Annotated in this window: 19 protein-coding genes; 7 read left to right on the top strand and 12 right to left on the bottom strand. The window is 42.8% G+C overall.

All coding sequences use genetic code 11. The annotated features are described in order from the left end of the window. Positions 1-44 precede the first annotated feature (44 nt). The gene (gene rimO / locus HKX39_RS00535) at positions 45-1,373 is read left to right on the top strand and encodes a 30S ribosomal protein S12 methylthiotransferase RimO (RefSeq protein ID WP_171679367.1); all 1,329 of its coding nucleotides are present in this window, start codon (positions 45-47) and stop codon (positions 1,371-1,373) included. 103 nt (positions 1,374-1,476) lie between these two features. Here rimO and fmt read toward each other — a convergent pair whose 3' ends face one another. Continuing rightward, on the bottom strand, positions 1,477-2,415 hold the full coding sequence (gene fmt, locus HKX39_RS00530) for a methionyl-tRNA formyltransferase (protein WP_171679869.1): 939 nt from the start codon (positions 2,413-2,415) through the stop codon (positions 1,477-1,479). A gap of 195 nt (positions 2,416-2,610) precedes the next feature. Here fmt and HKX39_RS00525 point away from each other — a divergent pair, with 195 nt between their 5' ends. Beyond that, complete coding sequence (locus HKX39_RS00525; RefSeq protein ID WP_171679366.1) at positions 2,611-3,513, top strand: cation diffusion facilitator family transporter; 903 nt, start codon at positions 2,611-2,613, stop codon at positions 3,511-3,513. A gap of 73 nt (positions 3,514-3,586) precedes the next feature. Continuing rightward, a complete protein-coding gene (locus HKX39_RS00520; RefSeq protein ID WP_171679365.1) occupies positions 3,587-3,904 on the top strand; it encodes a DUF2322 family protein in 318 nt (105 codons plus the stop codon). Positions 3,905-3,933: 29 nt separating this feature from the next. Here HKX39_RS00520 and HKX39_RS00515 read toward each other — a convergent pair whose 3' ends face one another. The 3 genes from HKX39_RS00515 to dprA are packed head-to-tail and all read right to left on the bottom strand — an operon-like array spanning position 3,934 to position 6,530. Beyond that, complete coding sequence (locus HKX39_RS00515; RefSeq protein ID WP_171679364.1) at positions 3,934-4,410, bottom strand: hypothetical protein; 477 nt, start codon at positions 4,408-4,410, stop codon at positions 3,934-3,936. Positions 4,411-4,451: 41 nt separating this feature from the next. Next, positions 4,452-5,369, bottom strand: coding sequence for a hydroxymethylglutaryl-CoA lyase (locus tag HKX39_RS00510; RefSeq protein ID WP_171679363.1), 918 nt, complete (start codon positions 5,367-5,369; stop codon positions 4,452-4,454). A 12-nt stretch (positions 5,370-5,381) separates the two neighbouring features. After that, positions 5,382-6,530 carry a DNA-processing protein DprA gene (gene dprA, locus HKX39_RS00505; protein ID WP_171679362.1) on the bottom strand — a complete coding sequence of 383 codons (1,149 nt, stop codon included), beginning with the start codon at positions 6,528-6,530 and terminating at the stop codon, positions 5,382-5,384. 129 nt (positions 6,531-6,659) lie between these two features. On the opposite strand from dprA, the gene def reads away from it, so the two are divergent. Then, on the top strand, positions 6,660-7,166 hold the full coding sequence (gene def / locus HKX39_RS00500) for a peptide deformylase (RefSeq protein ID WP_171679361.1): 507 nt from the start codon (positions 6,660-6,662) through the stop codon (positions 7,164-7,166). Continuing rightward, positions 7,166-7,795 (top strand): hypothetical protein, encoded by a 630-nt coding sequence (locus HKX39_RS00495; RefSeq protein ID WP_171679360.1) that lies wholly within the window; start codon positions 7,166-7,168, stop codon positions 7,793-7,795. Before def ends, HKX39_RS00495 begins: the two co-directional genes overlap by 1 nt. Positions 7,796-7,940: 145 nt before the next feature. Here HKX39_RS00495 and HKX39_RS00490 read toward each other — a convergent pair whose 3' ends face one another. The 7 genes from HKX39_RS00490 to HKX39_RS00460 all read right to left on the bottom strand — a co-directional run bounded on the left by HKX39_RS00490 (position 7,941) and on the right by HKX39_RS00460 (position 16,322). Further along, a complete protein-coding gene (locus HKX39_RS00490) occupies positions 7,941-9,218 on the bottom strand; it encodes a phenylacetate--CoA ligase family protein (RefSeq protein WP_171679359.1) in 1,278 nt (425 codons plus the stop codon). A 17-nt stretch (positions 9,219-9,235) separates the two neighbouring features. Then, positions 9,236-10,072: an ABC transporter ATP-binding protein gene (locus tag HKX39_RS00485; protein ID WP_171679358.1), complete on the bottom strand. Its 837-nt coding sequence runs from the start codon at positions 10,070-10,072 to the stop codon at positions 9,236-9,238. Between the two features lie 68 nt (positions 10,073-10,140). Further along, positions 10,141-11,460, bottom strand: a complete 1,320-nt coding sequence (locus tag HKX39_RS00480; RefSeq protein ID WP_171679357.1) for an ABC transporter substrate-binding protein — start codon at positions 11,458-11,460, stop codon at positions 10,141-10,143. Between the two features lie 90 nt (positions 11,461-11,550). Beyond that, the gene (locus HKX39_RS00475; protein WP_171679356.1) at positions 11,551-12,615 is read right to left on the bottom strand and encodes a branched-chain amino acid ABC transporter permease; all 1,065 of its coding nucleotides are present in this window, start codon (positions 12,613-12,615) and stop codon (positions 11,551-11,553) included. Between the two features lie 26 nt (positions 12,616-12,641). Beyond that, entirely contained in the window at positions 12,642-13,571 is a 930-nt protein-coding gene (locus tag HKX39_RS00470) for a branched-chain amino acid ABC transporter permease (protein ID WP_171679355.1), read from the bottom strand. 8 nt (positions 13,572-13,579) lie between these two features. After that, the gene (locus HKX39_RS00465) at positions 13,580-14,374 is read right to left on the bottom strand and encodes an ABC transporter ATP-binding protein (RefSeq protein ID WP_171679354.1); all 795 of its coding nucleotides are present in this window, start codon (positions 14,372-14,374) and stop codon (positions 13,580-13,582) included. Position 14,375: 1 nt separating this feature from the next. Next, positions 14,376-16,322 (bottom strand): AMP-dependent synthetase/ligase, encoded by a 1,947-nt coding sequence (locus HKX39_RS00460; RefSeq protein WP_171679353.1) that lies wholly within the window; start codon positions 16,320-16,322, stop codon positions 14,376-14,378. Between the two features lie 110 nt (positions 16,323-16,432). Between HKX39_RS00460 and HKX39_RS00455 the strand changes: the two genes are divergently transcribed. Continuing rightward, positions 16,433-17,107 carry a Crp/Fnr family transcriptional regulator gene (locus HKX39_RS00455; protein WP_171679352.1) on the top strand — a complete coding sequence of 225 codons (675 nt, stop codon included), beginning with the start codon at positions 16,433-16,435 and terminating at the stop codon, positions 17,105-17,107. Here HKX39_RS00455 and HKX39_RS00450 read toward each other — a convergent pair. Continuing rightward, positions 17,104-17,802 carry a YggS family pyridoxal phosphate-dependent enzyme gene (locus HKX39_RS00450; protein ID WP_171679351.1) on the bottom strand — a complete coding sequence of 233 codons (699 nt, stop codon included), beginning with the start codon at positions 17,800-17,802 and terminating at the stop codon, positions 17,104-17,106. The genes HKX39_RS00455 and HKX39_RS00450 overlap by 4 nt on opposite strands. Before the next feature lie 108 nt (positions 17,803-17,910). On the opposite strand from HKX39_RS00450, the gene HKX39_RS00445 reads away from it, so the two are divergent. Then, complete coding sequence (locus HKX39_RS00445) at positions 17,911-18,801, top strand: acyl-CoA thioesterase (protein WP_171679350.1); 891 nt, start codon at positions 17,911-17,913, stop codon at positions 18,799-18,801.

The raw sequence follows: 18,801 nt of genomic DNA, 5'->3' as shown, positions 1-18,801 counted from the left end.
TCTGCTAAAATATTGCCCAATCAATTTATTTTTAAAGGTTTGCTATGTCTACCCCTAAAGTCGGTTTTGTCAGCTTAGGTTGCCCTAAAGCATTGGTTGACTCTGAACGTATCCTCACCCAATTACGTATGGAGGGCTATGAAGTTTCTCCTTCTTATGAAGGTGCAGATGTCGTTGTGGTCAATACCTGTGGTTTTATTGATAGTGCCAAAGCAGAGTCACTAGACGCTATCGGTGAGGCTTTAGCGGAAAATGGTAAAGTTATCGTTACGGGTTGTATGGGAGTAGAAGAAAATACTATTCGCGAAGTACATCCAAGCGTACTTTCTGTCAGCGGCCCTCAGCAATACGAAGAAGTCGTACGTGCTGTCCATAACGTCGTTCCCCCTAAAAAAGACCACGATCCCTTTGTCGATTTAGTACCTCCTCAAGGTATTAAACTTACCCCTCGCCATTACGCTTATCTTAAAATTTCCGAAGGGTGTAATCACCACTGCAGTTTCTGCATTATCCCTTCTATGCGAGGTATTCTTGTCAGCCGTCCTATTGGCGAAGTGATGGACGAAGCGCAACGTCTTGTTAAAGCGGGAGTAAAAGAATTATTAGTGATTTCTCAAGATACCAGCGCCTATGGTGTAGATATTAAATACCGTAGCGGTTTCTGGGACGGTCGCCCTCTCAAAACCAATATGATTTCACTAGCAGAGGCTCTAGGCTCTATGGGCGTATGGGTACGCTTACACTATGTCTACCCATACCCAAATGTCGATAATATTATCCCTCTCATGGCAGAAGGTAAGGTATTACCGTATTTAGATATTCCTTTCCAACACGCTAGTCCAAAGATTCTCAAACTCATGAAGCGCCCTGCTTTTGAGGATAAAACTCTCGCTCGTATTAAACAATGGCGAGAAATTTGCCCAGACCTTACGATTCGTTCAACCTTTATTGTTGGCTTTCCGGGAGAGACCGAAGAGGACTTCCAATACCTTTTAGACTGGCTGACAGAAGCTCAATTGGACCGTGTCGGCTGTTTTAAATACTCTGATGTCGAAGGAGCGAGTGCCAATGACCTTCCAGACCAAGTTCCCGAAGAGGTCAAACAAGATCGCTGGGAGCGTTTTATGGCACACCAACAAGCCATCTCCGCTGCACGTTTACAACTAAAAATCGGTAAAGAAATCGATGTCATCATTGATGAAATTGATGAAGAAGGTTTCCCTATCGGACGCTCCAGCGCTGATGCACCAGAAATTGATGGTTTGGTTTACTTAGACAAAGAAATCCCTGTCAAAGTTGGCGAGATAGTGCGTGCCATCGTGACCGATGCTGATGAATATGATTTATATGCAGATATCATTCGCGCCCTATAAATCGTTGCGGGTCACTCCATAAAAAACAAGCCTCAGTCATATAAAACTGGGGCTTATCCTTTTGACACTATAGCGCTACAAAAATAAACGGGTACAACAATACTTAACGCTTATAACCATTCACAAAATCTTTAGCTAACTGGCGTTTACCTCCTGCTTTTTGCAACTCCAGAATACGCAATACGCCATTAGCCGTCGCCACATCAATACCGTCTGCGCTAGCCGCTAACACAGTACCTGCCTCCGCTTTCGATTCTGTACTCAACACTTGTGCACGCCAGACTTTGACTGGCTCTGCTAAACCTGCCAACGGCAGCACAACCCCCGGCACTGGATTAAAAGCACGAATTTTACGCCATAATGTCACCGTATCCATATCCCAACGTAAATGACCTTCGGCTTTTTCTAATTTAGCGGCATAAGTCACCCCCTCTTCTGGCTGAGGAATAGCTGGTAATTGACCGATTTGATGTAATACCTCCACAATCGCTTGCGCACCTAACTCTGCTAATTGATCATGTAATTCGGCCGCTGTTTGCTCCACAATCGCCACACGCTTTTCAAGTAATACATCGCCGGTATCCAAACCAATCGCCATTTGCATAATGCCAACCCCGGTTTCAGCATCACCTGCCTCAATAGCACGTTGAATAGGTGCAGCGCCCCGCCAACGCGGTAATAGACTTGCATGAATATTTAAACAACCATATTTTGGCAAATCTAACACCCATTGGGGCAAAATCAGTCCATAAGCAGCAACGACCATCACATCGGGCTGTATAGCTTCTAATACGCCTTTTGCATAAGCTGCATCCTCGGGATACTTACCATCTAAACGTAAACTTAACGGTTGTAATACCTCTACACCTTGTGCTAAAGCCTCTTGTTTAACAGGACTCGCCTGTAACTTCATCCCCCTTCCTGCTGGACGATCTGGCTGAGTCATCACTAGAGGCACCTCAAAATCTGCTTCAAGAATCGCTTTATAAGCTAAGCGTGCAAACTCTGGTGTTCCTGCAAATACCACTTTTAACTTTTTCATCATTCTTCTCTTACTAAAGTATCCTTACTCTCATCGTGGCAAAGATACATCAAATCTTTTTTATAAACTGAGAATAATTCTACATTACTAAATCTTCACTTTTCCTCAATTTTAAGACTTCCTTAAGGATTAATGCATTATAAATATATAAAGTAACCATCTCTCAATACAACAGAGGTAAAAAGGACTTCAACGATGGAAAGCATTCCCGTCCACCAAGACAATTTAGCCCTAGCACGTAAACGTGCGGCATCCAAATCCACTTGGGTGAGTGTGATAGTGAATTTACTACTCAGTATTGCACAAATTATTATTGGCATTTTCTCCGCCTCCACCGCCTTAATTTCAGATGCCATCCATTCTCTATCAGATTTAGTGTCAGACTTTGCGGTACTCATTGCAAATAAATTCTCAGACTCACCTGCCGATGAAAGTCATCCCTATGGGCATTATCGCTTTGAAAATATTGCCAGTCTTTTTATTGGTTTACTTTTACTCGCGGTAGGTGTCAGCATGATTTGGAATGGTGGCGAACGCTTACTAAGTGGCACGGCAAATCTCCCTGCAATTCACTATTCGGCGTTAATCGTCGCCGGCATCGTCTTAATTGCCAAAGAGCTTCTTTTTCGCTATTTACTCGCTGTCGGTAAGAAGGTAGACTCCTCTATGTTAATTGTCAATGCATGGCATGCACGCTCAGATGCTTTATCTTCACTCATTGTTTTAATTGCAATTGCCGCTAATCTCGTGGGTATCAATTGGGCAGATATTGTTGCTTCTATTATTGTAGGCGCTATGATTACTAAAATGGGTGGCGAGTTTACATGGAAATCTATACATCAATTAAGTGACCATGCCACAGATGAAGAAGAACGCAAACTCATTGAGCAGACCATTATAAGCACACCAGGTATTTCAGGATTTCATCATTTGCGCACCCGCAAATCAGGTGATTTTACGCATATTGATGTACACCTTGAATTCCCCGGGACTATGTCTGTAAAAGAGGCTCATGAGATAGCTTTAGACGTGAGTAATCGCTTAAAATCCAAGAAACATAATATTATTGAAGTAGTCACTCACTTTGACCCCATCTAAAGCGTCATATCCCTACGATCACCTTCGCTGGGCGTAGTAAAATAGCCATTATCAGAATACAAAGGAAGAAATTATGCAGTTCAAAGATTATTTAGCCACATTTCCAAGCATTGATCATTTATCAGGATTAGATATTCTTAATGAAAAGGGTGATACTGTCCACCATATTCCTGCTGTTGAAGGCAAATTAGGCTCTCTTAAACTTTATTATGCTCTGGCAACGAAGTTTAACCATCAATTAAATGCCACGTCAGCAGAACAAGGAATCACTTGGTTCGCTGAACACGTTGAAGAGGCCAAAAAGAATGTCGGCCATCACCCGAATATCGATTTATTACTTAATGTTATTTCAAAAAACTTGAAATTAGTCTTAAAACCTATCGAAAAATAATCGACTTATTCTATCTTCTTCACTGCATTTTAAACATTGCGATTTTTAAATTGCAGTGAGATATGGGCAAAAGCGATTTGTAATTCCTTCGTGCCGCCTTGAAATACCACAGGGCGGCCTTTTTTAACAAAAACAACGAGGCGCTTAGAAGCTAAAAGCGGCACAAACTTCGCAAACGTCACATCTTCCCATTTGACTTCTCGTTGCGTAATCCATGTCTGATGCAAACCCTTTTCTGAGATGGTTGTTTTTGCCTTAACCATATAGTATGTGATAACCAATAAGGCAATAAATACAATAAGAATAGTCAAACCCCCAATATTCTTAAGACTATCAAACCCTACTTTTGAAATCGCCAGACCTGTTTGAATCACAATCACCACTAGCATCAGTACTGCAGCCGCTTTTACCCATTTTGGCCAAGCATCACCACTAATGGGCAAACGACCTATAGTTGCTTTAATTTGTGCCTGCTCCTCTGCAGTCAACGGGGTAAAAATCATCATAACAGGTCTATCCTATGACTATAAAAGCGTCAAGTATAGCATTAGCTACATGCCGCATTAGCCCGTTTGGTTAAAATGGCACGACCGACACGACTCGCATTGGCACGATTCAGATGTCGAGAAATAAAATCACCTGCCTCAATTACCTTATCCAAATTAATGCCTGTTTCAATCCCCATACCATGCAACATATAAAGCACATCTTCAGTTGCTACATTGCCTGTTGCACCTTTAGCATAAGGACAGCCTCCCAAGCCCGCAACGGAAGAATGGAAAATCTGAATACCTGCACGCATCGCTGACAGAATATTTGCTAAGGCCTGACCATAGGTATCATGAAAATGACCTGCTACCTGCTTAGGATCCACAATTTCGGTCACTCTAGACATCACCTCATAAACTTGACCCGCCGTGCCCACGCCAATCGTATCAGCAATATCAAACTCTTGCACCCCTAAAGCTTTCATCCGTTTAACCACATCAAGTACAGCGTCAATAGGAACCTCACCTTGATAAGGACAACCAAATGCGGTACTAATACTCGCACGCAGACGAATCCCTTGTGCTAAAGCTGCCTCCGCGACAGGCTCAAAACGTGCAATAGACTCAGCAATGGAACAGTTAATATTTTTCTGAGAAAACGCCTCACTCGCTGCACCAAAAATTACGACCTCATCCGCTTTAGCAGCAACTGCCCCCTCAAAGCCTTTTAAATTAGGTGTCAATACAGAGTAAATAACCCCTTGCTTGCGTGTAATCTGCTCCATGACTTCTGCACCATCCGCCATTTGCGGCACCCACTTAGGGGAAACGAAAGAAGCTGCCTCAATATTGGGAAAACCGGCATCCGTCAGTCGATTAATTAACTCTACTTTGACTTCTGTCGGTACAAACTCTTTTTCATTTTGTAATCCATCACGAGGACCTACTTCTACTATTTTTACTTTAGATACTTGCATATAATCTCCTAATTATGCTGTGCCGTGTTTTTGCTGATAACGCCCATCCACCAAACGAACAATCAACCCTTGCAATTCCATAGCGATTAATAATTGACTCATCTGTGCGTCATCTATGGCTAATTTTTCTTGTAAGACGGCCGGTACTATTGGGTCAAACCCTATCATAGCCAAAATTTGCTGAAACTCAATAGGGATATCCCCTTTCTTCTGGGAAATTTCATCTGGCTGAGGTGCTGCCACACGCACAGGATGCCCCAATTCCTCAAAAATATCTTGCCCTGTTTCGACGAGTTTGGCGCCTTGGCGAATCAGCTGATGACAGCCCCGCGATAATGGCGAGTGGATAGAACCCGGTATGGCAAAAATCTCTTTCCCCAAGTCGCCTGCCAATCTTGCGGTAATTAAAGAACCGCTTTTTTGAGCTGCCTCTACCACCACGACACCTCGAGATAAACCAGCCACAATGCGATTACGCATTGGAAAATGATGTGCAGCGGAACGCGTATCCAAAGGGAACTCACTAATCAAAGCGCCATTTTTTTTAATCTGCCACGCCAAATCACGATGCTCAGCAGGATAAATACGATTAATTCCTGTACCCATCACTGCGATAGTAGCGCCAAACTGTCCAGAGGCCAATGCCCCCTCATGAGCAGCTGCGTCAATCCCTTTTGCTAACCCACTAATAACGCACCAATCTTGCTGTGCAAGATACTTAGCAAAGGCATGCGCATTTTGTTCTCCACCCAAAGTAGCATGCCTTGCTCCAACAATGGCAATCGCTTGTTTCTGAAAAACCTCTATCTGACCATCCAGATACAATAAAATAGGGGGATCATGGGTATCTAATAAACTCTGCGGATAAGCATTATCCGCTAAAGTAAGAATATGATGCTCAGGGTCTTTTTGTAGCCACTCCACTGTTTTATTAATCTGCTCTTGAATGGCTAAAGAACAAGGCTCTCTTAATTGCAACGCTAGTTTTTCACCCACGATAGACATTAACTCCGTAAACTTTGCCTCAAAAATTTGTTGTGGCAAACCAAAGCGGGCTAATAAATTCTTAGCTCCTACAGAACCAATACCCGGCTCCAAGGTTAAACGCAACCAAGCATATAACTCAGTTTCTGAATGAGCAATTAAGGCATTATTTTGCATAAAAACAGTCCTTTGATGTATTCTTTTAATTATAAGGACAAAATCATTTCTGTTGATGATAGGAGTATTAACTTGTCCATTCGTATTTCTACTATAATCTAATCTTTATCCTATTGGTTTCAATTACTTATGGCACTTCTTCCTATTCTACATTTTCCTGATCCTCGTCTACAGATTGTGGCAAAACCTGTTGAACAAATTGATGACCGTATTCGTCAATTGGTTAAAGATATGGCAGAAACGATGTACGAAGCTTCAGGTGTCGGTTTGGCTGCCACCCAAGTAGATGTGCATGAGCGTGTTGTTGTGATTGATGTGTCAGAAGAAGGTAATCAGCTACGTGTACTCATTAATCCCGAGATTATCTGGCGTAGTGAAGAAATGATTGTCTACGAAGAGGGCTGTCTTTCTGTACCCAGTATCTATGACAAAGTGGATCGCCATGCCGAAGTCAAGGTTCGCGCCCTTAACGAAAAAGGTGAAGAATATGAATTCCATGCCGATGGTCTACTCGCCGTCTGCGTACAACATGAACTTGATCATCTTTTAGGCAAAGTGTTTGTCGAACGCTTATCCCCTTTAAAGCAAAGTCGCATTAAGACAAAGATTAAAAAACAAGCTCGCCAGAATATGTAATGATGAAAATACTCTCTATCCAATCCCTTGCCCTTGCACTAACGTCCACTTTATTTGTGGCCTGTGCACAAGCCGAAAGTGCTGTGGAATTTGCCTGCAAAGCGCCTAGTGAAATTAATGATGAGCAATTTAAAAGTCTCGTTACTTTAGGTGCTCAGTTGGCGAATAATCAAAGTAAGCTTAATCTGCCTTCTAACTGTACAGAAAACGTCAACGTAGTCGATAAAACAGTTCGTAATCCTTATCGTTTGGCATTACAGGTAGCGGCACAACAAAAATCCCCTAGTGATTTAGCGACAGCGTTGGCAGAACAACAAACCCCTAATATGCCCTTAGATCAAAAAGCTCAGCTACATTCAGAATGGTTGCGCAGTATTAAGGTAGCCTGTGGTGATCATCTTGCCTGTGTAAAACAAACGATTAATGCTATCCCTAATTTTAGCGTTGCAGAAAGCCCTATTTTTTGTGCCTTTACGCGTATAGCGGATTACTCTGTACAAATGCACTTCCAGCAACAACCTAAACCTAGCTACCCTGTGGCGTGCCTAGGTCATAGTACACTTACGGCTGGCGCAGGCTTATCACCTATGCAAGACTGGTTTGAAGCCTATAAATTACTCGGTAAATAAGTCCTCTCGGCTTATTGGTGCAAAACCACCGATATTTACTCACACCCCCCATAGTTAGTTGATGCTTAACTTATGGGGGGTTAGCTCATTTAAGATGAGCCTAGTTTATTTGAACAAGGTGCCTATTCTTTATTCATAGGATAACTTAATCATAAGAACGTGCATCTTCAATCACTAGACCATCATTCTTAATCTCACCCTCATTCTTATAAACAACCGCCGTACGTAGCTTAATAAACTCTTTAATCGACTCCAAAATAGCGGCAGTCAAGGTATCGCTAGGTGTTTGTTTAGTTTCTACAAATAAACTCACCTCATCTTTACCTGTTGCTCCTGTCACGACTAGGCGAGCTCGCTTAATCTCAGGATGACGTTTTACCACCTTATCAACTAAACTCGGATGAACCATCGCCCCTCTCACTTTAACGGATTGATCCGCACGTCCCATCCAACCTTTAATCCGTCGATTCGTACGTCCACAAGGAGAGTTCCCTGGCATAATGACCGATAAATCACCCGTACCAAATCGTAATAAAGGATAGTCTGGATTGAGTGTGGTGACGACAACCTCGCCTACTTCGCCGTCGGGCACAGGGTCATTGGTACCCGGTTTGACAATCTCCAGAATAATATCTTCTGCAATCACTAAACCGTCACGCGCTTTTGTTTCATACGCGATTAAGCCTAAATCTGCCGTACCATACGCCTGATAACCATCAACCCCCTTGTCAGCAAACCATTTTTGCAATGAAGGAGGAAAGGCTTCAGCAGAAAATAAAGCATGCTTAATCGAGGAAATATCCACACCAAGTTCTTCCGCTTTTTCAATAATAATCCGTAAAAAGCTAGGTGTCCCTGTATAAGCATGAGGTTTTAAATCATGAATGGCAGTGACTTGCATTTCTGTCTGTCCCACACCTGCAGGAAATACAGTCGCCCCAATGGCTAAAGCAGCACTCTCAAACATCGAACCCGCGGGTGTAAAGTGGTAGGCAAAGCAATTATGCACTAGCATCCCTTTACGAACACCGGCAGCATATAAAGCACGTGCCATACGCCAATAATCGGTACGTGCGACTTCGGGTTCAAAAATAGGGCCCGGAGAGCAAAAAACACGCGCAGCCTGCCCCCAACCAACGGCTGAAAATCCACCAAAAATCCGCTGCTTCTCATCATCAGTAGCGGCTAACGTTTGTCTCGCTTCTGTCTGCGCCTTTAATAGCTCATACTTACGTATAACAGGAATCGCGGCCAAATCCGCTCGACTATTCAAGTTAGAGATATTAATGCCCTCGATTTGCTTAGCCAAGGCAGGCACCTTATCTCCGAGCTGTCTTAAATTATCACGCAAAACGCTAAATAGCTGTAACTCTCGCTCTTCTGCTGATAAAGTTTCTTGGGAGTCATAAAAATCTTTAGACATTATTCTCGCCCCCAATACTAGGCTAACCAACGCTTACGGCGACGATAGAACTTCGTATCCTTAAAGCTCTTGCGATTACCGCTGTCTAAACCTAGATAGAACTCTTTAACGTCTTCATTATTGGCTAAATCTTCGGCCGTCCCGTCCATCATCACACGACCACTTTCTAGAATATAACCGTAGTCAGCATAACGTAAAGCGATATTGGTATTTTGTTCGGCTAGTAGGAAACTCACTTTTTCGCGTGTATTTAAATCACGCACAATCTCAAAAATCTCTTCTACAATTTGTGGTGCTAGACCCATTGACGGCTCGTCTAATAAAATCATATTAGGATTTGCCATTAGCGCACGCCCAATCGCTGCCATCTGCTGCTCACCACCAGAGGTATAACCCGCCTGACTAGTACGACGTTGTTTAAGGCGAGGGAAATATTGATACACCATATCTAATGAGGCTTCAATCTCACCTTTACTAGCATTGCGTGTATAAGCCCCTGTTAATAGGTTTTCTTCGATACTTAAATGACCAAAACAATGACGCCCTTCCATTACTTGGATAACGCCTCGTTTTACCAAATCCGCTGGCGTCATATCCTCGATACGCTCTCCACGATAAGTAATACTGCCCTTGGTCACTTGACCACGCTCACTGTGCAACAAGTTAGAGATTGCTCTTAAGGTCGTTGTTTTGCCAGCACCATTAGCACCTAATAAAGCAACAATTTTTCCCTCTGGCACGACTAAAGAGACTCCTCGTAGCACTAAAATCACATGGTTATAAATCACCTCAATACCGTTTACATCAAGTAAAACTTTAGGTGCTTGTGTATCAACAGTTTGCGTGTTTGTCATAAAAAATCCTTTGCTTTTATAAGGTGAGTATGTATTACTACACACCCACCCTCTCATTGCATCAATGATTAAGACTGTTCAACAGAACAATCACGTTTTTCAACTTTCTTCTCAGCTGCGTATTTTTCAGCTTCTGATTTCACTAATGGATCAACGAATGATTTATCTGCTTGGAACCAGTTATCAGACGTTAAGACAAACTTCGCACCGTCCCATTGACGAATACGCGCCCAGTCAGTACCCATATGGTTAGCGCATGATGTTTGAACTGGACGAACCATCTTATCAAAACCGATTTCTTTTAAACGCTCTTCGGTTAAGTTCAAGTTTTCGAAGCCCCAACGTACTTGCTCTGGTGTCATATGTTTGCCAACACCAAATTTTTCTTGTGCTGTACGGATAGCCTCAACTTGTAGCATCGAAATCACCATACCACGGTTATACGCCATCGTGCCAAAGCTGTCTGTTTTAGACGCAACACCTTTATCAAATACATGCTTTTGCATATCTTCGAATACGCGGCCGCTGGTATCCCCTGTATCATGGATGGTGACTGTGTTATAGCCCTTAGCCACAGCACCTAGATCCTTAACATCACTTTCAGAGCCTGCCCACCAAATGCCATACATCTTATCGCGCGCATAGCCTGTTGATTGAGCTTCACGAATAGCCGTCGGTGTCATAATACCTGCACTCCATAATAAGACGTAGTCAGGACGGCGTTGACGAATATTTAACCATGTAGATTTTTGCTCTACACCCGGTGCAGCTACTGGATAGATGATTAATTCAAAACCATTTGCCTCTGCACGTGCTTTTAAAAGAGGGATAGGTTCTTTACCATAAGGAGAGTCATGATGAACCAAGGCAATTTTCTTACCTTTAAGCTTATCCATACCGCCTTCACGACGAGCGATATCTTGAATCATCACATCAGCGGCTGTCCAATAGGTACCCAATAATGGGAAGTTCCATTTGAAAACCGAACCATCCGCTGATTGTGATAGACCATAACCTACTGTTTGAATGGTCACTTTATCGATAGGCGCTTTATCTGATACCGCAAAGGTAATCCCTGTTGATTGAGAGTCAAAACCTGATGCACCGCCGTTAGCATTTTTTAGACGTTCATAACACTCAACACCACGGTCTGTCGCATAGCCAGTCTCACACTCTTCAAAACGGAGTTTGACACCATTAACACCGCCGTCACGCTCATTAACAAGACGTAAATAGTCAATTTTACCGTCTGCCCAAGGAATACCTAATGGTGCAAATGAACCCGTACGGTAAGTCATCAACGGTACAAATTGCTCTTGAGCATAGACAACTGTACCTGTCCATAACGTACCTAAAGCGACTGCTGTTGCTAAAACTTGCTTTTTCATAGTTTATCTCCTCCGAAAGATTTCGGTTATCTAAGAGTTTAAATAGTGGCCAGTCTTACGCCGACCTTTTAATTAATACCATCCATCACCTTAGTGAGGGAAAGGCCAAATACGTAGTTTCTCGCGCATAATAGCCCATAATTTAGCTAATCCGTGCGGTTCTACAATTAGGAAAAACACGATAAGGGCACCAAACACCATATGTTGAATATGATCAATCGTGTCTACCGCTAAAGGAATACCTAAAAACTCAGGGATACGCGTGAGTAAAATGGGAATTAATACGATAAACGCCGCCCCAAAGAAACTACCTGCAATAGAACCTAAACCACCAATAATCACCATAAAGAGTAATTGGAATGAGCGGTTAAGATCGAAAGCTAATGGTTCCCATGAGCCTAGGTGGATATACCCCCATAGTGCACCGGCAATACCAACGATGAATGAACTGACGGCAAAGGCGGTTAATTTGGCATACATAGGACGGATACCAATCACCGAAGCCGCAACGTCCATATCACGAATGGCCATCCACTCACGACCAATTGCACTACGCACAAGGTTTTTGATGAGTAAAGCAAAAATCACCACTAAAATTAATACAAAGATGTATTTCTGAACTGGTGTTTGTACGGGCAAACCAAAGAAGTCCAGCTGTGGTACAGAAACGCTACCAGACGTTGAATAGTTGGTAAAGAAAGGGATACGTAAGAATGTCCAATCCACAAAGAATTGTGCAGCTAACGTTGCTACCGCAAGATAAAGTCCTCGAATACGCAAACTCGGTACACCAAAGACAATACCTACGAGCATCGCGAAGAAACCACCGAGTAGAATTTGCACAATCAATGGTAACTCAGGAATACGCACCCCAAAATTCCACGCTGCATAGGCACCGACAGCCATAAATGCACCTGTACCCAACGATATTTGTCCGCAATAACCGACTAATACATTAAGCCCTAAGGCGGCTAGCGAAAGAATCAAGAACGGAATTAAAATACCACTCAAGAAATAATCACTCGCCACAAACGGCACAACAAATAGGGCGACGGCTATTAATAATAAGATAAATACACGGTCCTGTAAGATCGGAAAAATCTGCTGATCGCTCCGATAACTTGTTTTAAATTGACCATTTTCACGATAAAACATAATATTTTCCTTTTCGTTCGAGTGGATTACACACGGTCAATGATTTTTTCACCGAATAAGCCTTGTGGACGGAATAGTAAGAAGACAAGGGCTAAAACATACGCAAACCAAATCTCAATACCACCACCTAAGAATGGACCTAGATAAGCCTCAGATAACTTTTCACCCACACCGATAATCAAACCACCGATAATCGCGCCGGGTACAGAAGTTAAACCACCCAAAATCACCACAGGTAACGCACGAAGTGCTGCGGTTGATAAGGTAAACTGCACACCAAATTTAGAGCCCCAGATAATACCTGCCACTAAAGCAACAATACCTGCCACTGCCCAAACGATGATCCAAATACGATTTAAAGGAATACCAATAGACTGCGCCGCTTGGTGATCATCAGCCACCGCACGTAAAGCACGACCTGTCGTGGTATATTGGAAGAACAAGGCAAGTACCACAACAAGCGCCGCTGAAATCGCTGCTGCCGTTAGGTCCTCTAAATTAATTAATACGCCACCTTCGAACATACTATCTAAGATAAAGGCAGGATCTTTTGGCATACCGACATCAATCGAATAGACTGAACTACCGAATAATGTTTGACCTGCACCGTCTAAGAAGTAGCTAATCCCTAATGTCGCCATTAATAGCGTTGTCGCCTCTTGGTTAACCAAATGACGCAATACAAAACGCTCAATTAAAATCGCCACAATACACATTAGAACTGCTGACACCACAAATGCTAAGATGTTGGCAAGTAACATACTCTCAAAACCTAACCACTCAGGAATCCAGGTTGAGAAACGTGCCATCGATAAGGCTGCTACTAATACCATTGCCCCTTGAGCAAAGTTAAATACACCCGATGCTTTAAAGATTAAAACGAAACCTAAACCAACGAGCGCATATAACATGCCGCTCATGAGACCACCAAATAATGTTTCTAAAAAATATCCCATGATTGACCTCAGTGCTCTACGCCTAAATAAGCGCGAATAACTTCCTCATTAGTACGAACCTCTTCTGGCGTACCATCACCAATTTTCTTACCGTAGTCAAGTACTACAACACGATCAGAAATATCCATGACCACACCCATATCGTGTTCGATTAACACAATTGTAGTGCCAAACTCATCATTAACATCAAGAATGAAGCGACTCATGTCTTGCTTTTCTTCGATGTTCATACCTGCCATTGGCTCGTCTAATAGTAATAAACGAGGCTCCATTGCTAAAGCACGCCCTAAGTCCACCCGTTTTTGTAATCCATATGGCAAGCGACCTACAGGTGTTTTACGATAGGCTTGAATCTCTAAGAAATCAATAATGTTCTCAACATATTCGCGGTGTTCAATCTCCTCTTTTTCCGCACCAAAGATACGGAAAGCTTGTGAAAGGATACCGCTCTTCATGCGAAGATTACGACCACTCATAATATTATCGAGTACACTCATCCCTTTAAATAGGGCTAAGTTCTGGAATGTCCGCGCAATACCCATTTCAGCCGCACGACGAGGACTCATTTTGTCAAAGTTCTTACCGTCAAAAACAATCTTGCCTTCTTGTGGGGTATAAACGCCATTAATCACGTTAAGCATTGAACTCTTACCCGCACCGTTTGGACCGATAATCGAACGGATTTCATGTTCTTTCACATTGAAAGAGATATTGGTCAGCGCCTTAACGCCTCCAAATGACAGCGAAATACTTTGCATATCCAAAATAACATCGCCGATTTTCTTTTCGTTTGTTTGATGCATATTAGACCGCCTTTGCTGTGTTAACTACTTTCGCTGGAGAGATACGTAAATCCGCACTAATCTTGCCTTTACGACCATCCTCATACTTCACTTCAGTTTCAATGTATTGAGATTCTTTGCCTTCAAATAAAGCCTCAATTAACACCTTATATTTCTCTGCAATAAAGTTACGACGGACTTTACGTGTACGCGTTAATTCATCATCATCTGGATCTAACTCCTTATGCAAAATAAGGAAGCGATGAATTTGTAAGCCTTGCAACTGCTCATCTTGTGCCACATCCACATTGACTTGATCAATACACTCACCAATCAGTTGATAGACTTCTGGCTTAGATGCTAAGTCTGCATAACCTGCATAAGCGAGTCCTCGACGTTCTGCCCAGTTCGCTACGGCCTCTAAATCAATATTAATAAATGCTGTAACAAACTCTTTATTAGCACCAAAGGCAACCGCTTCTTTGATAAATGGGAAGAATTTCAATTTATTCTCCACATACTTCGGTGCAAATAAACGACCATCCACTAAGCGACCAACATCTTTCGCACGATCAATAATTTTTAAATCACCATTGGCATCTAAGAAACCTGCATCACCTGTGTGATACCAGCCATCTTCCGTAAAAGACTCGGCCGTTGACTCTGGGTTACGATAATATTCGCGGAACAGTCCTGGGCTCTTCACTTGTACTTCACCATTATCAGCGACACGGATTTCTACACCTTCAACTGGCGCACCTACAGTATCCGCACGAACCTGACCATCTTTTTGGACACAGACAAACACAGAAGTTTCTGTCGAACCGTAGAGCTGCTTTAAATTAATCCCAATGGAGCGATAGAAAGTAAATAAATCAGGACCAATCGCCTCACCCGCCGTATACGCCACACGTACACGACTCATTCCCAAGGCATTACGCAATGGACCATACATCAATAAATCACCTAAGGCATATTTCAAACGGTCTAAAGCACCAACAGGCTCTTTGTCGAGAATCTTCGTGCCAACGCGTTTAGCTAATCCCATGCATTTTTTATAAAGCCATTGTTTAAGCTTACCTGCATCCTCCATACGAATAGTGACCTGTGTAAGCAACTCTTCCAATACCCGTGGAGGTGAGAAATAATAGGTAGGACCCACATCATGCATATCAATAGACACCGTGCTAGGTGACTCTGGATGATTAACGGTAAACCCTGTCGTCAGCGCCTGAGCATACGAGAACATATTTTGACCAATCCATGCTGGTGGCAAATACGCTAACACTTCCTCTTTATCCGTCAAGCCTTCCATGCGCTCAATCACTCGAGCACGGTTAATCAAGGCATGATGGGTTAATACTACACCTTTAGGCTTACCTGTCGTACCCGATGTATAGAACATCGCTGCAGCATCTTGAGGCTCAACACTCTCAACAGCAGCCATGTACGCATCAGGATGCGCTTTAGCATAGGCATTACCACGTTCAACGATTTGCTCAAAAGAACAAATCATATCCTCTTTATAGTTACGTAAACCCCGTGGGTCATCATAAACCACCAACTCTAAAGCAGGCACTTGCTCTCTCACCTCAAGCATCTTATCCACTTGCTCTTGGTTTTCGACAACTACAATACGTAAGTCCGCATCCTTTAGAACATGCACCATCTCTTGGGCAACCGCATCCTGATACATAGGCACAGGAATACCGCCCACTGACTGAGCAGCCATCATCGCAATATACAAACGAGGACGGTTTTCACCCACAATACCAACGTGCTCTCCCTTTTTGACACCTAAATCAAGAAAAGCATTCGCTACCGACTTTACCTGCGCTGCAACATCAGCCCATGTAAATGTCTGCCAAATCCCTAAGTCCTTCTCTCGCATTGCCGCTTGGTTAGGACGCTCTTTTGCATGCTTGAGCAGCAATCTAGGGAAAGTTTCCTTATCCATAGCATTCGCCATGTGCGTCTCCTTTTTGGATTAGTTTTTCTACTTATTGCAAAAGTACCGTATTAACGCTACTCTAATTGTCATCTTGGTGACAATTTAAGCCTTTTTTAGGGTAAGTCCTTATGAGTATTTTCACTAATTACGATACAAAATGGTTTAACGTTTTAACCACAGAACAGCAATCTCGCGTACTGCAAACCATCGTTATCCATGCTGTACCAGCAGGAACGATGATTGAACAAAAAGGGGATTTGGCGACCAATTGGATGGGGGTTTTAGAAGGACTAGTCAAAGTCTCTGTCGGTAATGCTGATGGCAGAATTACCTCTCTCACAGGTATTCCTGCTGGTGGTTGGTTTGGCGAAGGAAGTCTGATTAAAAAAGAGGTTCGACGCTATGATGTCTTTGCTTTGCGCGACTCAAAAATCGCTAAGCTACCACTCACCACGTTTAATTGGCTATTAGATAATAGCATTCCCTTTAATCGTTTTTTACTTGAGCAACTAAATGCTCGCGTCAGTCAATTCATTGGTCGTACAGAGAGTGATCGTCTTTTAAATGCAGATGATCGTGTTGCCGCTTGCCTCGCTGAGCTCTTTAACCAAGACCTCTATCCAAACACTAGTTTACGACTAGCCATTACCCAAGAAGAAATAGGCTACTTAGCTAAACTCTCGCGCCAACGCACCAATATTGCACTTAAAAATCTAGAGCAAAAACATATTATTCGTGTCGAATACGGTGCATTACATGTGCTGGATTTAGACCGCTTAAAGAACTCTTATAAACATGATTAGGCTGATGGTGGATAATGGCGAGCCCCAAAAATCGCACTACCAATGCGTACCTCAGTAGCCCCTTCTGCAATCGCCAACTCAAAATCCCCACTCATCCCCATCGATAAGACAGGCAATGGCAAGCCTGTCTGTTGTCGCATTTTTTCGGACAACTCTCGCACTTGCCGAAAGCACTCACGCACCACTTGACTATTCGTACTATTTTCGGCAATGGTCATAAAGCCTTTAATCCGTAAAGTATCAAATCCTTTTAATGCGTCTAGAAAAGTAGGCACTTCTTCAGGTAGCATTCCTGTCTTACTTTCTTCTGTACTTGTTTTGACCTGAATCAAAGCATCTAATGCTCGTCCCTCTTGTTGTAGGCGTTTATCCAACGCAACCGCCAACTCTATACGATCCAAAGACTGAATTTCATCGGCGTATTTCGCTACTTCCTTAGCCTTATTAGTTTGCAAATGCCCGATAATCACCCAACTTAAGTGTAAATCTGCCAATTCCTGCGCTTTTTGTTTTAGCTCCTGAGCTTTATTTTCACCAAAACGGCGATAACCTAATTGAGCAGCCTGTGCCACGACCTCTGCAGAAAACGTCTTACTTACAGGCAAAAGACTGACCGATGATGGCTCTCTCCCTACCTTTTCACAAGCCGCAACTAATTGTGCTGTCACGATTTTAAAGTTTTCTGCTAACATCATTTCACTCCTTTATATGACACCTATTATTTTAATACAAACCACAAAAACTACTCACCTACGCTGAAAAACATTAAAATCAAAGCATTAACGATTTTTTATGAAGAGAAAATGAGTCAAGCATTAGAAAAAATGGTTCAACAACTTTCGGTTCAACCATTAAAACCCGATGTTTTTCAAGGTGACAGTACAGATCTTTTTGGTAATGGTCGCATTTTTGGTGGTCAAGTATTAGGACAGTCATTGATGGCTAGTTCACTCACTGTGCCACCTGAACGCCAAATTCACTCTTTACATAGCTACTTTGTCCGTCCCGGTGATGTGAGCAAACCTATCCGTTTTGAAGTAGAACGTGTCCGTGATGGCGGTACATTCTCTAATCGTTTGGTCGCTGCATACCAAGACGATAAGCATATTTTCACCATGGCGGCGAGCTACCAAATTGAAGAACCCGGTTTTGAGCATTTTGATGCGATGCCTGCCGATATCCAAGGTCCAGAGAACTTTATCTCAGAAAAGGATCTTGTCAAACAAATTCCTTTCCCCCTTCCTAAGTCACTCACAAAACGACATATTGAGGACAGTAATCCGATTGAAATCCGCCCAGCGCATCCCGATCGCATTCTCAAAGGGGGGGATTACCCTGCTTTCACCTATTGCTGGTTCAGAGCAAATGGGCACTTAGACCCTGAAAACACCTTATTGCATAAGGTCACCTTTGCTTACCTGAGTGATTTTTATCTCTTATTTACGAGCTTACTTCCTCACCAACAAAGTAGCTTTGATCCCAAAATGCAAATGGCAAGCCTAGACCATGCAATTTGGTATCATCGACCTATCAATCTTAATGAATGGAATGTGTATGTCTTAGAGTCACCTAATGCTTCAGGTGCTCGCGGACTGTCATTCGGTAAAGTATATAACCAACAAGGTCAATTATTAGCGACCACGGCACAAGAAGGCTTAATCCGCAATACGACACGTTTTGGTAGTTCAGAATAA

Source organism: Pelistega suis (genome assembly GCF_013133795.1).
Lineage (GTDB): Bacteria > Pseudomonadota > Gammaproteobacteria > Burkholderiales > Burkholderiaceae_B > Taylorella > Taylorella suis.
The sequence above is the reverse complement of the archived record's forward strand: the minus strand, read 5'-3'. Positions and strand labels throughout refer to the sequence as shown.